This window comes from Paenibacillus sp. FSL H7-0350, from assembly GCF_038593195.1.
In the GTDB taxonomy this organism is placed as follows: Bacteria; Bacillota; Bacilli; order Paenibacillales; family Paenibacillaceae; genus Paenibacillus_AQ.
This window is the reverse complement of record NZ_CP151972.1, coordinates 3,635,297-3,656,026: the sequence shown is the minus strand read 5'-3', so window position 1 is coordinate 3,656,026 and position 20,730 is coordinate 3,635,297. Positions and strand designations below refer to the sequence as shown.

General features: G+C 45.1%; 14 protein-coding genes. 9 read left to right on the top strand and 5 right to left on the bottom strand.

Annotated elements, in window-relative coordinates; all coding sequences use genetic code 11:
- Positions 1 to 283: 283 nt before the first annotated feature.
- Complete coding sequence (locus NYE24_RS16760; RefSeq protein ID WP_342479132.1) at positions 284 to 523, bottom strand: DUF3977 family protein; 240 nt, start codon at positions 521 to 523, stop codon at positions 284 to 286.
- Between the two features lie 397 nt (positions 524 to 920).
- Between NYE24_RS16760 and NYE24_RS16755 the strand changes: the two genes are divergently transcribed.
- From NYE24_RS16755 to NYE24_RS16745, 3 genes are all read left to right on the top strand, one after another.
- The gene (locus NYE24_RS16755; RefSeq protein WP_036694743.1) at positions 921 to 1,130 is read left to right on the top strand and encodes a hypothetical protein; all 210 of its coding nucleotides are present in this window, start codon (positions 921 to 923) and stop codon (positions 1,128 to 1,130) included.
- 130 nt (positions 1,131 to 1,260) lie between these two features.
- Entirely contained in the window at positions 1,261 to 2,448 is a 1,188-nt protein-coding gene (locus NYE24_RS16750) for a trypsin-like peptidase domain-containing protein (RefSeq protein WP_235218412.1), read from the top strand.
- Positions 2,429 to 4,393 (top strand): stalk domain-containing protein, encoded by a 1,965-nt coding sequence (locus NYE24_RS16745; protein ID WP_342479131.1) that lies wholly within the window; start codon positions 2,429 to 2,431, stop codon positions 4,391 to 4,393. Before NYE24_RS16750 ends, NYE24_RS16745 begins: the two co-directional genes overlap by 20 nt.
- An 88-nt stretch (positions 4,394 to 4,481) precedes the next feature.
- On the opposite strand, the gene rfbC is transcribed toward NYE24_RS16745, so the two are convergent.
- Positions 4,482 to 5,042 carry a dTDP-4-dehydrorhamnose 3,5-epimerase gene (gene rfbC / locus NYE24_RS16740; protein ID WP_076161238.1) on the bottom strand — a complete coding sequence of 187 codons (561 nt, stop codon included), beginning with the start codon at positions 5,040 to 5,042 and terminating at the stop codon, positions 4,482 to 4,484.
- Between the two features lie 21 nt (positions 5,043 to 5,063).
- Positions 5,064 to 5,942: a glucose-1-phosphate thymidylyltransferase RfbA gene (rfbA, locus tag NYE24_RS16735; RefSeq protein ID WP_076161235.1), complete on the bottom strand. Its 879-nt coding sequence runs from the start codon at positions 5,940 to 5,942 to the stop codon at positions 5,064 to 5,066.
- 201 nt (positions 5,943 to 6,143) lie between these two features.
- Here rfbA and NYE24_RS16730 point away from each other — a divergent pair, with 201 nt between their 5' ends.
- Positions 6,144 to 8,696: a DUF3656 domain-containing protein gene (locus tag NYE24_RS16730; RefSeq protein ID WP_342479130.1), complete on the top strand. Its 2,553-nt coding sequence runs from the start codon at positions 6,144 to 6,146 to the stop codon at positions 8,694 to 8,696.
- Positions 8,697 to 8,825: 129 nt separating this feature from the next.
- On the opposite strand, the gene NYE24_RS16725 is transcribed toward NYE24_RS16730, so the two are convergent.
- Positions 8,826 to 9,659: a hypothetical protein gene (locus tag NYE24_RS16725; RefSeq protein ID WP_342479129.1), complete on the bottom strand. Its 834-nt coding sequence runs from the start codon at positions 9,657 to 9,659 to the stop codon at positions 8,826 to 8,828.
- A 184-nt stretch (positions 9,660 to 9,843) separates the two neighbouring features.
- Between NYE24_RS16725 and galU the strand changes: the two genes are divergently transcribed.
- Positions 9,844 to 10,731: a UTP--glucose-1-phosphate uridylyltransferase GalU gene (gene galU, locus NYE24_RS16720; RefSeq protein WP_342479128.1), complete on the top strand. Its 888-nt coding sequence runs from the start codon at positions 9,844 to 9,846 to the stop codon at positions 10,729 to 10,731.
- A gap of 127 nt (positions 10,732 to 10,858) precedes the next feature.
- Here galU and NYE24_RS16715 read toward each other — a convergent pair whose 3' ends face one another.
- Complete coding sequence (locus NYE24_RS16715) at positions 10,859 to 13,318, bottom strand: O-antigen ligase family protein (RefSeq protein WP_342479127.1); 2,460 nt, start codon at positions 13,316 to 13,318, stop codon at positions 10,859 to 10,861.
- Positions 13,319 to 13,459: 141 nt separating this feature from the next.
- Between NYE24_RS16715 and NYE24_RS16710 the strand changes: the two genes are divergently transcribed.
- The 4 genes from NYE24_RS16710 to NYE24_RS16695 are packed head-to-tail and all read left to right on the top strand — an operon-like array spanning position 13,460 to position 19,940.
- Positions 13,460 to 14,827, top strand: a complete 1,368-nt coding sequence (locus NYE24_RS16710) for an ABC transporter permease (RefSeq protein WP_342479126.1) — start codon at positions 13,460 to 13,462, stop codon at positions 14,825 to 14,827.
- A 12-nt stretch (positions 14,828 to 14,839) separates the two neighbouring features.
- Complete coding sequence (locus NYE24_RS16705) at positions 14,840 to 16,057, top strand: ABC transporter ATP-binding protein (protein ID WP_342479125.1); 1,218 nt, start codon at positions 14,840 to 14,842, stop codon at positions 16,055 to 16,057.
- Positions 16,054 to 17,637, top strand: a complete 1,584-nt coding sequence (locus tag NYE24_RS16700) for a class I SAM-dependent methyltransferase (protein WP_342479124.1) — start codon at positions 16,054 to 16,056, stop codon at positions 17,635 to 17,637. The genes NYE24_RS16705 and NYE24_RS16700 overlap by 4 nt, the downstream gene beginning before the upstream one ends.
- Positions 17,638 to 17,666: 29 nt before the next feature.
- Entirely contained in the window at positions 17,667 to 19,940 is a 2,274-nt protein-coding gene (locus NYE24_RS16695; RefSeq protein WP_342479123.1) for a glycosyltransferase family 2 protein, read from the top strand.
- Positions 19,941 to 20,730: the final 790 nt, after the last annotated feature.

Here is a 20,730-nt window from a genome sequence, read left to right as displayed (position 1 = left end):
GTAGACGTAGTTGGAAATAAGGCACTTAATATTGCTGGAATGGCGTGGAGTACGAACGTAGTTGGAAAAACTCCACTTCTCTCCATGGAACTCTGCGGATTCAGCGAAAATCGGGCTAAACAAGTGTTGTTTTTCCAACTATTTGTTATAAATGCAACGGTTGCACCAAACTTGATGTACTAATTCCACTTAAATATCCCTCACACTTGCACTCCAGCGGTAAGCAAAAAACACACGTAACAGAAATGCTGTCCGATCAGCAATTTATAGTATCAGCTCCCCGCTACAACTCACTGCGGATGCCAAAGATGATTTTAAACCGGCTGGTAGCTTTAGCTCCCCGTTTGAACCCTTCCTGTGAGTCCGCAATCCAGACTGTTCTTCCGATCCAGACTCGGATGTAGAAGGAACGGAAGATGACTGGCCGGACGATCCCCTGTACTTCGACCTCTGTGCCATCCGGCTGTTCAATCTCTGTTCGCACCCACCATGTGTTTCCGATTCCAAATTCGATATATTTCAAGCAGGGATCACCGTTCCTTCTACTGGCCTATATTCTGAATTCAGGATTGATTGTAACACTATATTATAAGAAAATTAAACGGACAGTAGACAAGCAGTATAGGCATATTTACAGCATGTCCGCCGTAAGATTCAATGAGAAGCTTTTACGTTGAATGGATAGCAGCAGCTGTAGGCTGGTTTGAAGTGGATTGGCTCCTTGAAAAATGAATAAAACAACGACGGCCAATGATAAATATCGCTAATTCGAGGTGCGTTTTAGTCATAAGGGATATTTTTTGTGACAAATACACCGTTTTTAAAATATTTCTATTGCGTGACGGAAATGGTAACGATAACATAGAAGGTGATATGGATTAGAGAAACTTGCTTGACAACACTCTCAGGGAGGGATTGCCATGCTGCTTGCAGAAGCTGCCGCGCAAGAACCGTCTAAATTTCATACCTTCGATGCGTTTATGATTGTATTCACGATCCTGATACTTATCGGTGTGGTCCGGCTGCTTAGAGCTCCACAGAAGAACAAATTTGCTATCGGTTTTGCAGTGGTAAGTCTGCTGGTGTTTGTGGTATCCGATTATGCAATGATTATCAACTGGTTTAGCTAGAGTAAGGCACACATAACCTCAGATGCAAGCTCATCTTAAAGACACCTTTACCGCCAGCGGCGATCCTAAAGGCGTCTTTTTTTGAAGATAAGAATTCATATGCTTCGCGCGCAGGAAAGAAGGGGAGAGCATGGGGATGGGGAGGAGCGGGATTGCCCGAGGCAAGGTGGTACTGCCGGGTATTCTGCTGATATCATTGTCGGGATTCATAGGTCCAGCCGGTGTTGTTCATGGGGTGGGCTACGGAGAGGCAGGAGCATTAGCGGCTGAGAGAAGCCCGGCTGTCAACGTAATGAAGGCCGGACAAGCAGGTATTGTGCAAAAGGAGAGTAAGGGACAATGGAGCCAGCCCGCAGCAGCAGATCCGGTTCCGCAAATCATAAGCAGTGTCTCGCCGTCTGTAGTCGGCATTATCGGCAAAGCGGGCGGAGAAACCGGCGGGCCGGATGACCGCTACAATCTGACTCACGGCTCCGGGATTATCGTCAGGGCTGACGGATGGATCATTACCAATGCCCATGTGATGGCAGGGCTGGAGAAGGCAGTAGTGGTCACCTCAGACGGGACGAGCTATAACATCACAGATACATACTCGGACGAATTCAGTGATCTTGCATTGGTCAAAATCAAAGCCAAAGCCTTAAAGCCTGCAACCTTCGCAGGCAGCGTCACCAAGCTTCAGGTAGGCGAAAAAGTTATAGCGATTGGTACGCCGATCTCTTTTTCCTTGAGAAATTCGGCTACTGTAGGCGTAATCAGCGGTCTCAACCGTTCGGTGGATGCGGCTTACCGGCTGATCCAGAGCGATACGGCGATCAATCCCGGCAACAGCGGAGGGCCGCTGGTCAATATGAAGGGGGAGGTACTCGGGGTCAACAGTATGAAGTTCGCAGCAGTGGGTGTGGAAAATATGGGCTTCTCGATTCCCGCAGATACGGTGAAGTACATCATGAATCAGCTGCTCCAATATGGAGAGGTCCGGCGTCCGAGCCTTGGAGTGGAGCTTGAGGAGAGCTGGCCTGTGATTGTCGGACTGCCGGGGCAGGAGCCATTGACGGTGACGAAGGTGCTTACGGCTGAAGCGCGCAAGGCAGGGATCACGCCAGGAGATGCCCTCTATGCGATAGACGGACACCGGGTAACTTCACTTGTCGATGTTAATGAGTTATTCAGACAGTACAAGCCGGGGGCAGTGGTCAAGCTGCTGATGCAGAGTGACGGCGATATCGTGGCCAGAAGCCTTGTTCTTGGACAAGGTGACCCTTTGGTGAGCGCCGCTAAGACGGAGGGGGAGACCGATGATCAGACGACAGAGTGAGGAGGCGGTAGTTACAGCCGGGCCGGGCAGCAGGGCGGGACATCTACGGCGCGGAGTGTCTGTTATTGTAGTCCTATTGTTGCTGCTCAGCCTATTTCCTGTGGGAAAGGCCCAGGCGGCGGAGGGGGCATTGCTACAGCTTAGTCTTCAAGCGGGCAGTGCTTCTGCAACGGTTAACGGGAAGCCGGTCACGATTCCGAAGCCTTTTTCGGAGAATGGAACGCTGCTGGTCCCGTTGGGGATTTTCAAAAAAGCCTTCGGCAGCACCGTCTCCCTGCAAGGCGATGATGTGGTGAAGGTTATGTACGGGCCGCATACCGGTGCGATGACGATAGGCAGTACGACTGCCTGGAAGGATGGCGTCAATATCAAGCTCGCCGCGCCCCCGCGGATGGTATCCGGTGTGCTGATGGTGCCGCTGAGGTTCGTGGCTGGAGTGCTCGGTGCACGGATAAATCCGGCGGAGGGCGGAGGGGTACTAGTTACGCTAACTCCACCGGTGGCAGCAGTAGGCGTTGAAGCGCAGAGCGGGATTGATAGTGACGCCGGCAAAACCCGGATCGGCAACAGCTATCTGGAGTGGAGCATGAACTATCCGCCAGGGCTGGTGGTAGGCGACAGCGGAGGGAATGAGAGCGTAGCGACTTTTACGAGTGCAGAGAACGGGTATTATCTGGAGGTGCATGCTTCGCCGCTTGCCGTTCCGCTTGATCCCGAAGGGCTGCTGGAGAATCTGGTCCGCTCCTCGGAGGAGGGCGGGGAGACTGTGCTGGACCGGGAGGCTGTGTCTAAGGCCAAGGTTCCTTACGCCCGGACTGTGAGCAAGGATTCGAGCGGCGCGCTCTGGGAGGGCAGGCAATATTATGCCGGAGGCAGGCTGTATGAGATTTATCTGACAGATGACAATGCAGCGAATTATAAGGATCTGGGCAAACATGCGGCGCTGCTGAATTCTTTCCAGCCCTCTTTTGACGCATCCGACGGAAAGCTCCGCGACCTCTCTACTATCCGCAACGGGCTGCGCGAAGGCTACAACGATGACTACGGGATTGCGCTCAAGGTCCCTGCCGACTGGAGTGCAGATGACCAGCAGCTCTACTATGCAGGCAAGCAGGGGAGTTATCTTCGTGTAAAAGTAAGCTCCGCCCCTGCGGGCTCCACGCTGGCAAGCTGGAACCAGGAACTGCTGTCTCAGCTCCGTGACACCTATGTGGCTGAGGCCTACACCTTGAAGGACAGCGTAGCAAGCAAGGTCTCCGGTGAGCCGGTGCTGATTAACGAGATCGGGCTTAATCCGGGCAGCGGGTGGAGTACCGAATATCAGATTTTGCTGCTGAAGAACGGGTACCGTTATTATTTTGAATATGTTGCGGCTTCCGGGCCAGGGCAGAGTGGGGATCAGGCGCGCTTCACAGAGGTGCTGAATTCGATCGATATTGATTTTGCCCAAACGAAGAGTAACTTCGGACGCCTGGCGTCAGAGGATTATACACAGCTCAGCCAGAAGTCGGTCACCAAGACCTCCAAGACCTACGGCTACAAGCTCGATATTCCGCGGCTGTGGAGCCCGGTTCAGGATCTGTTTGAGAGCCAGAGCGTGGAATACCGCTTCACTGGCGGCCGGTTCCAGCTCTATGCCAGCCCCGAGGTTACGCCGGAATATGCCGTCAGCCAGCTGCAGAGCTATTACCAGAACACCAAGCAAGATCCTAAGGGCCCGCAGGTAAAAAGCATCACAGAAACCACTTTCGCCGGTATGCCAGCCACGATACTCATAATAGAGCAGACCAAAAACAGCATCCCGGTGGGCACGAAGATCATCATCTTCAGCCGCAACGATGTGGTCTATACGCTCACCGTCACACTGAACACCGCCAATGCCACGGCGAGCCAGCAGGCGGTGCTGGAGCGGGTGCTGGGGTCGTTTGGGTGGGTGGAGGAGTAGGGGGAAGAGAAGGAGTATATGAAAAAAACCGTCCCAGGCTACCAATCAGCTGGGACGGTTTTTTGTAAGAAACGAATAATATTATTACTTAAGCCTGATAAACAAAATTATGCTTTACATCCTTTAATAATGGCGCTTGTTCATCTTTAGCAGACAGTACAGGAATTACATCGATCGGCCATTCAATGGCAATGTCGGGGTCATTCCACAGAATTCCGCCGTCACATTCGGGTGCGTACAGCTCATCGCATTTGTACTGCACTTCGACATCCTCTGTTAGTGTCATGAAGCCATGGGCGAAACCTTTGGGGATGAGCAGCTGTTTCTTATTCTCGGCATTCAGTTCAATGCCAAACCACTTGCCGTAGGAAGGACTGCCTTGACGGATATCCACAGCTACATCAAAGATTGAACCGCGTGTACAGCGTACAAGCTTGGTCTGTGCCTTTGGGTTAAGCTGGAAGTGAAGTCCGCGCAGAGTGCCTTTTACAGCGGAATAGGATTGATTGTCTTGAACGAACTGATATCGGAGCTCTTGTTCATGGAATTTAGCCTCACTGTAGGTCTCCATGAACCAGCCCCGGTGGTCTCCGAAGACTGCCGGTTCAACGACGAGAACATCTTCCAGATGGGTTTTGATAAACTTCATTGTATCCACTCTTTCTATGGTTTAAAATTGGATTTTACCTGTAGCGACCTTAATTAAATATTGGCCATATCCGGTCTTGCTCAGCTTATGTCCGCATTCCAGGAGATGTTCCTTGGTGATCCAGCCATTGATAAAAGCGATTTCTTCGGGTGCAGAGATTTTGATCCCTTGATGGTCTTCAATCGTTCTGACGAAGTTGGTGGCATCTACCAGACTCTGGTGGGTTCCGGTATCGAGCCAAGTAAATCCGCGTCCAAGCAGAGCAACATCCAGCTCACCCAGCTTCAGATAGGCTTCATTAATCGAAGTGATTTCCAGCTCGCCACGGTGCGATGGCTTGACATCCTTAGCGATAGATATTACCCGGTTGTCATAGAAATAAAGGCCGGTAACCGCATAATTGGATTTTGGATGCTCCGGTTTCTCTTCGATGCTGAGGACCTTGCCGTCTTCGTCAAATTCCACCACACCAAAACGTTCGGGATCGGGAACATGGTAGCCAAATACAGTCGCGCCGCTTGTTTTATCGGCAGCTTGCTTCAACATCTTAGTCATGCCGTTGCCGTAATATATATTATCTCCGAGAACCATAGCTACGGAGTCTTCCCCAATGAACGATTCGCCGAGAATGAAGGCTTGTGCCAGTCCATCCGGACTCGGCTGGACGATATACTGCAGTGATATTCCGAATTGGGAGCCATCGCCGAGCAAATGCTCAAACCGGGGGGTATCCTCAGCGGTAGAGATGATAAGAATTTCTCGGATGCCCGCCAGCATTAATGTGGACAGAGGATAATAAATCATGGGTTTATCATAGACCGGCAGTAATTGTTTGCTGGTTACCATTGTGAGAGGGTATAGCCGGGTACCGCTTCCTCCCGCAAGAATTATGCCTTTCATAACTGTTTCAACTCTCCTTTTGCTGCATATAAATTTTGGGAACGACGAGATCATTTACGTATTTATTCTTTTCTATTCATATTTTACGCTGGTTCTTCTTCATTTGTCTATTATACTGGCAGAGAACTGTGATATTTGATACAATTAATAAGTTAAAAAGCTGTAAATGACCCGCCGAACAGGCGGTTTGGGAGGATATAAATGAAAGAGCAAGGAATACGCAGAGAAGACGTAGAGCTGCTGGCTCCGGCGGGAGATTGGGACTGCATGCGTGCAGCGGTGGCGAACGGGGCGGATGCTGTCTTTTTTGGCGTAGAGAAATTCAATGCACGGGCCAGAGCGAACAACTTCCGGATGGACGAGCTGCCGGAGATTATGGCGTTTCTGCACAGCTATGGAGTGAAGGGGTTCCTGACCTTTAATATACTAGTGTTCGAGAATGAGCTGCCGGATGCCAAGGGACTGATTGATGCCTGCGTGGATGCGGGTGTGGATGCCGTTATTGTTCAGGACCTGGGGCTGGTGCAGATGATCCGCGAGATCTCGCCGGACTTCCCGATTCACGGTTCTACACAGATGACGATCACCTCGCCGGAAGCGGTGGAATTCACGAAGCCATGGGGGCTGGAACGTGTTGTCCTCGGCCGTGAAAATAATCTGAAGCAGATCCGCACGATTGGCGAGCAAGCCCGCCTGCCGATGGAGGTATTCGTGCATGGTGCGCTGTGTGTCTCCTATTCGGGCCAGTGTCTGACCTCCGAAATGTGGGGGGGACGTTCGGCGAACCGCGGGGAATGCGCTCAGGCCTGCCGTCTGCCGTATGATCTGATGATTGACGGTGAAGTGAAGCCGATGGGCGATGTGACTTACCTGCTGTCTCCTAAGGATCTTGCTGCCATCGACCTGATGCCGGAGTTGATTGAAGCTGGGGTGACTTCGTTTAAAATCGAAGGCCGGCTCAAAACCCCGGAGTATGTCGCTAATGTGGTCAGTAAGTACCGTAAGGCGATCGATAAGTATTTTGAAGGTAACTGGACGCCTACCTCGAAGGAGGATATGCGAGAGCTGCAACAGAGCTTCTCACGAGGATTCACGAACGGTTTCCTTGAAGGCACTAATAATAAGAAGTTAGTCGATGGCACCTTCCCGAAAAGCCGCGGGGTGTACCTGGGCACCGTGGAACAGATCCTGCGCGATGGGGTGGTCTGCCGCATTCATGCTCCGCTTAAGCGCGGAGACGGCATTGTGTTCGACGCTGGAGATCCGACGAAGAAGGAAGAAGGCGGCCGCGTCTATGATCTGCGCCGCAAGGGCGTCAAGCTGGAAGGCGAAGCCGGGGAGGGCTGGATTATTGATATCGTTCCCGGCCGCAATGACGTAGATCTGCGCCGTCTGCATGTGGGGGACCGTATCTGGAAGACGAACGACCCGGCGCTCGACAAGGCGCTGCGGCAGTCGTACGAGACCGAGAAGCCGTACCGGGTATTCCCGGTTCATGTGCGGGTGCAGGGCTGCGTTGGCGAGAAGCTGACGACCTGGTGGACAGACGTTCAGAAGAACGTCACTGTCCGTGTGGATTCGGAGCTCGCGCTGGAGACAGCGCAGAAGCGTCCGATGGATACCGCGCTGCTGGAAGAACAATTCGGCCGCCTGGGCGGGACCTTGTTCCAGCTTGAAGCGCTGGAGTCGCATCTGCAAGGCGATGTGATCGTGCCCATGCGCGAGCTGAACAGCATCCGCCGCCAGGCGGTGGAGCTGCTTGCGGGCGAGCGCCCTAAGCCTCCCGTGTATGTGAAACGGGAGGTCGAGGTCTACGGCGGCGCCTCCCGCAGGGGCGCCGCAGCGGGCCCCATCGCCGCAGGAGATGGGGCGGGGGCGGGCAGCGGTGATGCGGAGCTCACCGCGCTGTGCCGCAGCCTGCCGCAGGTACAGGCTGCGCTCGAAGCCGGCGTAACGAATATATACGCCGATTTCGAGTTCATCAAGCAGTTCCCGGCGGCAGTAGACGCTGTGCGGGCTGCAGGGGCCAGCATTGCGCTGGCCACCCCGCGCATCCATATGCCGAACGAGAACGGCTACCATGCCAACATCCTGCGGCTGCAGCCGGATGCTGTGCTGGTGCGGAACACCGGCGCGCTGTATTATTACCTGCGCCACCGCATGGAGCATCCGGAGGCTGCGCATCCCCGGCTGATCGGTGATTTCTCGCTGAATATCGCCAATCACAGAGCTGTGGATCTGTTCCTGGATGCCGGCTGTGACATGGTGACACCGTCGTATGACCTGAACATTCAGCAGATGGTTGATCTGCTCGGGCACAGCGACACCTCCCGCATGGAGGTTGTCATCCACCAGCATCTGCCGATGTTCCATACAGAACACTGCGTCTACTGTACGTTCATGAGTGAAGGCACAGACTACACCAACTGTGGCCGTCCTTGTGAGGAGCAGCGGGCCTCGCTGCAGGACCGGATTGGCATGTCCCATCCCGTCCGAGTGGACGAAGGCTGCCGCAACACGGTTTATAACGCGGTGGAGCAGTCGGGTGCTGAATACCTCAATAACTTCCGTGAGCTAGGCGTAGCTTCTTTCCGTGTAGAATTTCTGGAGGAGACTCCAGAGCAGGTAGCAGAGGTTATCAGCCTCTACAGCCGTGCACTGCGTGGCGAAATCTCCGGCACCCAGGTTTGGAAAAGCCTGAAGGCCACTAACCAGCTTGGCGTTACGCGCGGACAACTGGTGAATGCGAAGTAAATGATATTAAAAGCATAATAGGCCCGGGCGAAGCCGGGACCATCCATTCGGATGGCTCCCGAAGTTCTCCCGGGCCTATTTTTAGATCCCTCACTCTATCCAGTCAATACTTTTACCCAGATCCAGCTCTCACAACGGGAACAGCTCTGGCCAGATGTCCAGAGCTTCACCACAGGCTGGACAGGACACATGACCGCAGAGATAAGGCAATTGCTCCAGCAGCTGACCGTTCTTGATGGTATGGGCTGCTTGCCACAGGCGCACTAACGGGCTGTCTTCGGGCTTGATACTGCCAAGCGCGGAAGGTGTAACAGCTTGACCATTCTCCCTGCCATTGAATACCGGGTCGTCTGAATAAGCAGTCATACGGGGGCTGTTCTCATTCGGCCAGATATACATTTCTTCATAGCAGCTTGGGCAAGCGGCGTTGTACTCATCGCCTTCCGAATAGGTCAACAATATACCTGCAACTGCCTGATCTCCCCGGTAAGCAGCATCCGCAGCGAGAATGTATCGCTTCTCTTGGTCATCCTTATGAGCTGCTCTCGCATAGCGGAAGATCTCTTCTGACAGCTTGCCCAGATAATCTACAGCGGTAAGGTAGGCCGTATAAATCTCTTGGACAAGCGCCTCAGCAAGCGGCGGGTTCTGGTGAGCGAATTCAGCAGGAAGTTGTCCACTTTGCACTGTCAACTGATTCGCCACAAAGATCCCGCAGGTCACGTAGATATCCATTCGAACTTCGGGATCATCCGACTGCCTGGCAAGCTGCACTAAATATGGCAATGCAGCAAAAGTGATGCTATAAATCGTGTCCTGATGGAACAGATGCTCCCAGTACAGCTCATCCTTAACCTCTGCGGTGTAGTCCTCCTGCAACTGTTGCAGCAAGCTAGGGACCGCTTCCGACGAGCCAAAAGGGCCGTGAAGCTGTTGCCACACCGGACTGGAAAGGTCTAACATGGCTATCCTCCTCTACAAAATACTTGTTATAGTGCTGTTATATCAACATCCAATGAGACCGTCAACGTCAGGTGTTCACCCAGAGCGCTTCGTCCCTGTTTGTCCCTGCCTTAGTACACTGCCCAAAATCAGCAGGAACTGTTATAATTGAGATTATGAGTATATCTGTTAAAGGAGCTATGAGATGAAGATCCGTAAAGCGATTATTCCCGCTGCCGGTCTGGGAACCCGCTTCCTGCCCGCGACCAAAGCGATGCCCAAAGAAATGCTGCCCATTGTAGACAAACCAACGATTCAATATATTGTTGAAGAGGCGGTTGCTTCCGGGATCGAAGATATTATTATTGTGACAGGTAAAGGTAAGCGCGCAATCGAAGACCATTTCGATAATTCATTCGAACTGGAATTCAATCTGGCAGAGAAGCAGAAGTGGGAGCTGCTGGAGTCGGTACGCAAATCTTCAGAAATGGCAGACATTCACTACATCCGCCAAAAAGAACCGCGCGGCCTCGGACATGCTATCTGGTGTGCAAGGAAGTTCATCGGTAACGAGCCCTTTGCTGTTCTGCTGGGGGATGACATCGTGGAGTCGAACAAGCCCTGCCTGAAGCAGATGATCGAAGTATACGATCAATACAGATCCTCCATTGTTGGTGTACAGCCTGTGCCTTGGGAAGAGGTGTCTCGCTACGGGGTAGTGGACAGTTCTGAAATAGCAGAACGTGTCTACAGAGCCAACCGGCTTGTAGAAAAACCAAAGCGTGAGGAGGCTCCATCTAACCTGGCGATCCTGGGACGGTATATCCTGACTCCGCGTATCTTCGATATGCTTGGCGAGCAGCAGGTAGGTGTAGGCGGCGAGATTCAGCTTACAGATGCGATTTCCCGTTTAAGTGAAGTAGAGCGGATTATTGCTTATGACTTCGAAGGCAGAAGGCATGACGTCGGCGAGAAGATGGGTTTTATCCAGACCAGCATCCACTACGCACTTCAGCATGAAGAGCTTAAGGAAGGGCTGTTGGAGTATTTGAAGCAGGTTATCGAGGACGAAGAGAGACTGTTTAGCAGATAAGTATACTATTGCTCATTTTCATACGCATTCGCATTCGTATCCACTCTTCCTTATATCATCATAAAAAAGCGGCCCACTGTACTCAGACAGTAAGCCGCTTTTTTGTGTATCTATTCTGTTATTGCGATCAGTACTGCGTATTCACAATAGCCTCAATGGCTGCGGCCTCAGCCGGATCAGCGGCGACCAGCTTGTCATAGACTGGCTGATCGACTGCTGCTCCTGCTTTCTTCTGTGCCGCCAAGTACCAGCGGGCTACCTCGCGGTTAGTAGTATCACTGTAGTCGTCACTTAAACCAAGCTTCAACGTAGCGGTAGCTACATCATTTTGTCCTGAGATGATCTGTAGCTTACCCACATTTAATGCAATGGCAGGGGTAACCGAGAACGGACGGCCCTGCAACTGCTCAGGAGGCAAGGTCTTCAAATGCTCTATGCCATCTACAACATGCTTATACGCATCCAGTCCGACGGTGAGGTATTCTTGTTTCTTGGCCGCATCCTTCTGATCATTAGCTGCCGCAGCAAGTATCTGAGCACGGTTAATCAATGACTCATACCAAGTGATATCCCAGTTGAACTTGTAGGCATTGTCACTGTATACTGCCAATGCCATGTCAGGTTGGCCCTTCAGATCGTAATAGCTGGCCATTTGAGCCAATAGATTTTTGTTGTAAGGCTCATCTTTCAGAGCGCGCGTCAACACATTGGATGCTTCAGACAGATACTGCTCATCTTGAATTTGCTTGAATACCTGCATGTCAAGAGTGGACAAGTATAATGCTGCTTCTGGATGGTATGGACGGGCATCTAATGCTTTGACCAAAGGAGTTTTGATCTCCTCATAGGAAGTACTAACCGAAACTAAATTTTTACCCTTGAGAGCAGCATCGCTGGACCCGATGTAGTTGATCGACAGGAACAGCAGGAATATCGTCCCGATGGTCAGAACAGCCAAGTATCCCATCCGAATGCCGGCTTTATTCCAGCTCTGACGGAGCGGTTTGTTATCCATTTCAGCGCCCATACCAGCCAAACCGATGAACACCAGAATACCCATGAACGCGTAACTCATATTAAAGTCCAGCAGACTGTGTACAAGGATAGACAGCGCAATAATGTAGAAGAAGAACCCGTTATTGAACTCATCCTTGTCACGCTTCAGGTAGGAACGGATGTATTTGTAGAAAATAAATCCGATGAAGCCCATAAATACAATGAACCCGACAATCCCGACTTCGATCAAGTACTGAAGGAAGAAGTTATGAACTTGGCGGCTCACATAAGGGTTGTTCTGATACTCTTCATATAATGCAGACCAGCCACCCCCACCTGATCCGAGAATCGGATAATCCTTAACTACCTTCATAGCATCTTTATAGAAAGTAAAGCGTTCGAGTACACTATGCTGTTTGAAGTTAATGTTCTCCAGGCGCGTCTCGATATTATCCGGTAAAATACTTTTCAAGCCTGTCCCGATCAGCAGGAAAGCAATGATAGCCACAGCTATAACTGAGCCAAGTGGAATCCAAAGACCCGTGAATTTACGGGTTTCCGAGCTACTCAGCTTGTCCTGCAGCCAAGGAGCCATATAACGTTGAATCACCCAGCCCAGAGCTGCCACCACCGCTGAGGCTCCAAGCAGGTAAGCCCACGCCTTAAGCGCAGCCGATGAGTTAAACGCCGTGTTCAGTTCTGTGCCGAGTGTTGTCAGCGGATTAGTAACCAACAGAGCTGCAAGTCCGGATATTGCCAGATGAATAATCCAGAGAATCTGCTGTGCAGGCTTCAGGAACAGCAGGAGCAGGATGAACACTACAGGCAGCATGACAAGTCCCCCACGGGACAAGGTCAGCAGGAGAGATACAATAATCGGCACCAGCATGAAGCTGTGTGTCAGCGTGCCGTACCACTTTTTGGAGCGGACCAGGGCATACACCGCTACGAACAGGAAGGCCATGAGGAAGGCTGCATAAGTATTGGCATACTGGAAAATGGAGGTCAGACGCAGCCCGTTAGAGTCCGCCATGACTGCATCCAAATATTTATCACCACGCACCGTATTGGAGAACCAGCCTACCAGGCTCCCGGCGAATTTCGAACTGCCAAGCCAGTTCAGCAGACCGAAACCGACGATGAAATAAGCAATAGCCAGAATAGCATTTTGAATGACAACATTTAGTTGCTTTTGCTGGAGCAAATATAACGCTATAATGAATATTGCGACATACATGCTCTGTACAAACAGCAGGTTCATCGCCATATAATGCGAAGCAGCGCCAATAAGCGACAATGCGTAGGTAGCAGGTAATAACAACGAGGCCACGGCAAGCACATCACGCAGTCCCTCCAGCCTGAACTTGGTGAAGTATAGGCCTATCCACACCAGCAGCAACAGGCTGCTAAGCAGCGAGGACATATAAATTGGCTTCTCAAAGTCAATCTGCTGTCCATTAAATAATCCCACTTGAAAAGGGGTCCAGGCCAAAAAAACAATGAACCCTATCGCTAACGCCCATATGTAACTGGATATCTTTTCAACATTTCTCGACTGAACCGCATATTTACCGTATACTGGTTTCGACACGTTTTTAATCTCCTTTATCTGTAGGTACGAGGATATTTTAGCATAAGTATTGGTTTCAATAAACTTTAATAATGTAAACAATGAGGCAAAGCAAATAGGTTGTTTTATTTGCTGCTTATTGATGTGAGGAGTAGTAGGTTGATGAGGTATGTTAAACGCTTAATGATTGTTATTGGTTCTCTCTTAATTATGTGCGGCACTTTTTATGTATTTAATGCCTATCAAAAATCAAATGCTAGAGTTTATATTCAGCTAGATGTTAAATCAAAGATTGCAGATGAGTATCAGCTTTTCTTTTCTTCTAAGAGTGAAGGATGGAAAGAAGTTGATTCGGAAACTAAGAACTATAATACACCTGGATCATGGCAGACTATTCGTTTTGATTTACCTAGAAATTACAGTTATCTTCGGTTGGATATGGGGAAAAACAATACAGCGGAAATTGCTTTGAGAAATATGCATTTTGGTGCAATTAATGATACGAAAGTCAACTTAAAAGAATTAGAACTAAGCTTAAATCAGATAGATATTACTAAATCTAATGATAACTTGTTGATTATGAATACTACAGGTACAGATCCATTTCTGTATTTTTTTACACTTCCATATATCACCTCTTCCTATGAAGGATATAATTTGTACTATGTTTTATTCAATATACTTGTTAGTGTGTTAGTTGGATTATCATTTTATTTTATTATGAAAAGGATGAGACATTCATTCGGTTTTGTTCGGGAACTAATAAAAAGCAAAGATTTAGTTCTGAACCTAGCTAAAAATGACTTTAAAACAAGATATGCTTCTTCTTATCTAGGAGTAATGTGGGGGTTTATACAGCCACTAATTACGATAGTTACTTATTGGTTTGTATTTCAGGTTGGACTCAGAAGTGGCGATGTAGGTAATGTCCCTTTTATTATCTGGTTTATCGCGGGGATAATCCCGTGGTTCTTCTTTTCAGAGGCGTTGACTGGTGCAACCAATGTATTTTCTGAATATAGTTATTTAGTTAAAAAAGTAGTTTTTAAAATTGAACTACTTCCATTTGTTAAGATATTATCTGCTGGTTTTGTTCAGATCTTTTTTGTTCTTTTTATATTTATTGTCTATGGATTCTATGGTTATCTTCCTAATTTATATAACATCCAAATTATCTATTATTTTGTCTCCATGCTAATACTAGTTACCGGTATAACTTTCTTGACATCGGCGGTAGTTCTTTTTTTCAAAGATCTAAATCAAATAATTGCTGTTATCGTCCAAATAGGCTTCTGGTTTACTCCGATTGGCTGGTCAGTATCTATGTTATCAGAAACTTGGGCTAAAGTATTTAAGCTTAACCCCATGTATTATATAGTACAAGGCTATCGAGATACTTTTATAGATCAAATTATGTTTTATGATCGTCCGTATCAGACAAGCTATTTCTGGCTTTTTTGTTTGCTTAGCTTTACATTGGGATTTAAGCTTTTTGAAAAACTTAAACCTCATTTCTCAGATGTTCTATAGGGAGTGTGGAAAATGGAAAAAATTATTGATATACAAAATGTTACTAAATCATACAAGTTATACGCTAAACCTATAGATCGTTTGAAAGAATCTTTATCTATGGCAGATAAAAATTATCACGAAGAGTTCAAAGCTCTTGATGACATCTCTTTTTCTATAAATAAAGGAGATGCTATTGGCATTTTGGGTACAAACGGATCAGGCAAATCGACACTTTTGAAAATGATTACTGGAGTTTTAACACCAACTAAGGGCAAGATAGAAGTGAATGGCAAAATATCAGCTATACTAGAGTTAGGTGCCGGATTTAACCCGGAGTATACTGGAAGAGCTAATATTTATCTAAATGGCCTTATGATGGGATACAGTAGAGAACAAATGGAGGATAGAATAGATAATATTATAGCCTTTGCTGATATTGGAACTTTTATTGACCAACCGGTTAAGGTCTATTCAAGCGGAATGTTTGCACGACTCGCCTTTGCAGTTTCAATCAATGTGGAACCAGATATACTAATTGTAGATGAGGCATTAGCTGTGGGGGATATTAGATTTCAGACTAAATGTATTGAAAAGATGAAAGAGTTAAAGAGCCAAGGGACAACGATTTTATTTGTTTCGCATGCTCCAGAACAAGTTAAACGTTTTTGCAACAAGGCGGTATGGTTAAAGCAAGGGGAACTCGAAGCAATTGGTGAATCAAGCCAAATCGTTGATTTATATGAAGATTTTATGAAAAATGGAATCGGAAGCGGACTTGACGTAGGAGAAATGGTTACAGGGAGTGGAGACGAGCAAATTGAAGAATTTGTACGACCTGCAAACCCAGATATTTTAGCTTTAATCACTAATGTATGCATAAATAAAGAAAACTTCAAAACATTTGAAACCTTAGAAATTAAAATTGATTATGAAGTATATCTTGACTCAATAGATGATTTGCTTTTGGGAGTAGCTATATATACTCCTAAAAGAGAATATATATTTGGTCCTAATACTCACCTAGAGAAGGTGGATATACCCAATACAGCTGGAAGGCATACTGTGAGTTATATTATCCCTGAAGTACCTTTACTTGGAGGCAGTTTCTGTGTTGATGTTGGTCTTTTTAATAATGAAGGTTTAGTCTGCTTAGAGTATAAACAGGAGGTAATTGGTTTTAGCGTTTCTAATAAGTATTTTTCTGAAGGTATTGTATACATGACACATAGATGGGAAGTGTTGAAATGAATCAAATCCCGTTTGATCAATTCCAGAGATATAATAATGTACAAAAGATAATTAATAACTTGAGAAGCCAAAATCAAACTTTCAGAATATTAGAAGTTGGAGCAAACGAACATCAGAATTTAGAAGGATTTCTCCCCTCTGACTTGATTACTTATTTAGATATAAGTCTTCCTAAAGAGCTGCAATTAAATCCTAAATATATATTAGGTGATGCTACTCAAATGGAGTTCGAGGATGACGCATATGATATTGTTGTTGCATTGGATGTGTTTGAGCATATCCCCCCCAATAAGAGGAATGACTTCGTCGATGAACTGAGTAGAGTTAGCTCTCAATTCTTTATTATAACAGCACCTTTTTATTCAGAAGAAGTTAAAGCGGCTGAAAATAGATTAGATACGCTATATACCGGTATGTTCAATGAGAGTTTCGTTTGGCTAAAGGAACACTCAGATAATGGGTTACCTGTGTTGAATTCGCTTAAGGCATATTTATCCGAAAAAGGAAATGAATATAATGTGATTTCGCATGGTGATATAAACATTTGGGAAAAAATAATGGGAATTCATTTCTTTGCTGCTAAGAATCCTGAATTGATACCCTATAGAGAAAAAATCGATTTGTTTTATAATGAGAGTATCTTTAAATACGATTATTCCGATCGATCATATAGAAAGATAGTTGTTGGTTCTAAATCAATGAATTTAGATTCATTAACTATAGGGCAAGACAAAGAAATTCCAAGAATAGTCGTCGATAAATTAGCTGAATTAGAAGAAAGATTTTTTAAACTTCGTGATTACTTTATAAATGAGTCCAATAAACTACTAATTTCAGAGTTTAAATTGGAATTTCAGGAACTAAAGGGAAGTATTTTGGATGGTCCCAAAAAGGTATCTGATGAATTACAATTATATGTGGATACTGGAAGTGGTTTCAGTGAAGAAAAAAGCCTTCGAGTGTTAAATGACAGTGATAGAAATAACTATTATTTTAATCTATCAGAATTTAGTGATATTACATCATTAAGAATAGATCCATCCATGTATTCAGGTGTCTATAAAATATGCAACATAAAAGTTAATAATTACTTATGCGATATGATGTTGCAGGGCAATTATGTAATGGATGTGCATAATGAAATTTTCATATTTGAAAATGATGATCCATTTGTTATTTTCAATTTATTGGAAATGACAAAGATTAAATACTTAGAATTTGAATGTATCGCTGTAAAGGATTTAATGTTAGTCAGTGAATTAAAGAGTGCATTGAACATTGCGGATAGGTATCTACAAGAGTGTAATGCAACAAGCAAGACAAACCTTGAAATGAACGATCAACTAATTGAGTTAAAAGAGCTAAGAAATAATCAAGATGATCGTATAAATGCATTGAAAGATTGTACAAATGCACTTGAAGATGAAAAGAATATTCTTAAAGATAAATTGACTAAAGAACAAGAAAAGAACCATTTACTTTCTATAAAGCAAGATGAACTAAGTGCAGAATTATTAAAGATATATTCATCAAGATCATGGAAGTTAGTAGAAAGATTGAAGTCTTTATTCAACAAATAATATTGAGGTAGAATAGGAGCGGATTTAGGTTGTCAATTAAAAATATTTGGAGGAAATTCGAGGCTTTTATAGCAGGAGTTTTTTCTCTAACTACACATGTGAAATTGAATATACTATCTGATTTAACGTACGTTAAGGGTGAATGGATCTCTATTGGGACAGACCCTGCTTTTTTGTTGGAAGGTAAAATTTATAATGGTTGGAACAAAATAAAGTGGTATTCAGAAGCAGATGAATATATTCCCCTGAAATTATATTGGGACAATGGTTCTGGGTTCTCTGAAACAAATAGTATACTGTTATCTTCAATTCCCAAGGGAACAGTTAATTATAGTACGATTTTTTTCATTCCAGAAGATGCTTGCAAATTAAGAGTGGATCCTGGAGATAAAAAGAATAAGTTTGTACTCGATAACCTTAGATTCGAAAAAATTAATAAGTTAACAATTTTAATGGACGGAATGAAGAGTTTCTTCAAACAAAGGGGTGCAAACCATCAAACTTTCAGGGTGATGGTTAACAAGAGTATTGCGATAATCAAGCATCAAGGAATTAAAGGATTGTGGCAAAAGGTAAAACAGGTAGGTGGTATTAATAGTTCTAATGTTAAGGACGACTATTCCATATGGCTTGGAAAAAATATGATTTCTCAAGATGAGCAAAAAGTTATAGCTCAAGAAGCTAAGGGATTTTCGTACCAACCGCTAATATCAGTAATACTTCCTGTATATAATGTTGAAGAGATTTGGCTGAGAAAGTGTATTGATTCAGTTAGAAATCAATTATATACAAATTGGGAACTATGCGTAGCTGATGACGCTTCAACTAAAGAGCATATTGCAACAGTTCTTAAGGAATATACGAATAATGATGATAGAATAAAGGTTGTGTTTAGAGAGCAGAATGGTCACATTTCAGAAACCTCTAACTCTTCTATTGCAATCGCAAAAGGCGAATATATTGCATTATTAGATCATGATGATGAACTTTCTATAGATGCTTTATATGAGGTTGTTAAATTACTAAATGATCATCCTGAAGCAGATATGATTTATAGTGATGAGGATAAAATCGGTATTGATGACATTAGGCATTCTCCTTTTTTTAAACCTGATTGGTCGCCGGACCTATTACTTACACACATGTATACCTGCCATTTAGGGGTTTATAGAAAGTCAATAGTTGATAGCGTTGGAGCCTTCCGTAAGGGCGTGGAGGGGAGTCAAGATTTTGACTTAGCTCTGAGAATAACTGAAAAGACAGCTCATATATATCACATTCCTAAAATTCTGTACCATTGGAGGACAATTCCAGAATCAACTGCTTCGGGATCTGGAGCAAAAAATTATACACATTTTGCGGGTCTTACCGCTGTGAAAGATGCACTACAAAGAAGAAATATAAATGGTTGGATAGAAGAATTGGATGGTTATTCAAATTTTTATAGAGTTCATTATAATGTTGAAAATGATCCTATGGTTAGTATTATTATTCCGACTAAGGACAATGCGGATATTTTATCTAACTGCCTTAATTCGATTTATAAGATAAGCAATTATAAAAATTATGAATTCATTATAGTTAATAATGGAAGTGTTGAAGAAGAAACATTTGAACTATTTGATAAATGGAAAAATAAGTTAAATGAAAGATTTAAAATGATAACTATTAATTCCCCATTTAACTACTCAGCATTAAATAATGCAGCTGCCCAACATGCTAACGGAGAATTGATTTTATTTCTTAATAATGATATTGAGATTATTGAAGAAAATTGGCTTAATGATATGATTGGTTCTGCAATGAGAAAAGAGATTGGTGCAGTAGGTGCTTATTTGAAATATCCGGACAATACTGTTCAACATTCTGGGTTGACATTAGGACTAGGCGTTCAGCGCGCAGCTGGCGATGGCCACCATTATCGTCCATTAAATGATCCGGGATATTTTGGCGCACTCATATCAGTGAAAAATGTTTCTGCTGTTACAGCTGCTTGTCTTATGGTTAAGAAAAGTGTATTTGAAGAGGTTGGAGGCTTTGACGAAGAATTATCTGTTGCCTACAATGATGTGGACCTTTGCTTATCTTTTATAAAACAAGGATATTTAAATGTGTGGCTTCCTTACGTGAAATTAATACACCACGAATCGAAGACCAGAGGCTATGATAATACGAATGAGAAGTTAGATAGATTAAATAAAGAAGCTGAATATCTTAAAAGTAAATGGGGCGAAACTCTTATTAATGATACTTACTATAACCCCAATTTGTCTCTAGATAATGGTTATTCTACAAGAATTTAAATCGGGTATTCTATTTTGAATTAAGGGGATTATTAATAAATCTTAAAAAAGAATACAACAATCATAGCGCAACATCGCTTTATTTAGTGCTTGTTGTATTAACAAAAATCATTTCTCTCTTAAGAAATTGAGGCTGTTATGTCGAAAAATCTGCAAGGAAACCAAATATCTTTGCAGAAGAAGTGAAGTGCGATGTTTGAACGAATCGAATCTATCAACGATCTTCTCAAGATTTGAAGGAAGCTTAACCACAATAATCGGTCGGTGAAGCTGGCTTAATTCGTTCCTTGGGAGCAAGCGGAAGGGAAATATGTTTAGACTTTTGGTGCTATCTAAGAGAGGCAGAGGGCACATTTGGTCCTTTTGGCTTAGGGATCCTTGTTGATCAAGGCACTTTCTGGTCTTAAGCGATAGGGAAATCACTTTGCAGATCATGGAAAATCCCTATCTGCAGTATTTTTTGGGCTTTGCCGGTTATGTGCACAAGAGCGCTCTCATCGTTCGTTGATGACTCACTTTCGCGATCGGAGGGGCCCGGATATTCTTAATGAGGCCAACGACTCAGCAGCCCAGATATTAAGAAAGTGATGCTGGAAAAATAACTATTCCTGAGCGATAAGATGTTTCGATGAATTCGATGTAATCTATTGTTTTTAACGCTCTAGGCACGATTTGCAATTCGGTGAAATCACCAACTACCAGATTGGAATTTATGATGCGCTGGGCTTTTCTTCGCCTACCTCGTTATAATTTGATCGGGAATTAAGGTTAATAAGGAAGTGTGTTGATT

Excerpts from the sequence above, each read along its gene's own strand:
- NYE24_RS16755 (WP_036694743.1), top strand. The coding sequence starts at position 921 with ATGCTGCTTGCAGAAGCTGCCGCGCAAGAACCGTCTAAATTTCATACC.
- NYE24_RS16725 (WP_342479129.1), bottom strand. The coding sequence starts at position 9,659 with ATGTTAGACCTTTCCAGTCCGGTGTGGCAACAGCTTCACGGCCCTTTT.
- rfbA (WP_076161235.1), bottom strand. The coding sequence starts at position 5,942 with ATGAAAGGCATAATTCTTGCGGGAGGAAGCGGTACCCGGCTATACCCT.
- NYE24_RS16700 (WP_342479124.1), top strand. The coding sequence starts at position 16,054 with ATGAATCAAATCCCGTTTGATCAATTCCAGAGATATAATAATGTACAA.
- NYE24_RS16745 (WP_342479131.1), top strand. The coding sequence starts at position 2,429 with ATGATCAGACGACAGAGTGAGGAGGCGGTAGTTACAGCCGGGCCGGGC.
- galU (WP_342479128.1), top strand. The coding sequence starts at position 9,844 with ATGAAGATCCGTAAAGCGATTATTCCCGCTGCCGGTCTGGGAACCCGC.
- rfbC (WP_076161238.1), bottom strand. The coding sequence starts at position 5,042 with ATGAAGTTTATCAAAACCCATCTGGAAGATGTTCTCGTCGTTGAACCG.
- NYE24_RS16705 (WP_342479125.1), top strand. The coding sequence starts at position 14,840 with ATGGAAAAAATTATTGATATACAAAATGTTACTAAATCATACAAGTTA.
- NYE24_RS16730 (WP_342479130.1), top strand. The coding sequence starts at position 6,144 with ATGAAAGAGCAAGGAATACGCAGAGAAGACGTAGAGCTGCTGGCTCCG.
- NYE24_RS16710 (WP_342479126.1), top strand. The coding sequence starts at position 13,460 with ATGAGGTATGTTAAACGCTTAATGATTGTTATTGGTTCTCTCTTAATT.
- NYE24_RS16750 (WP_235218412.1), top strand. The coding sequence starts at position 1,261 with ATGGGGATGGGGAGGAGCGGGATTGCCCGAGGCAAGGTGGTACTGCCG.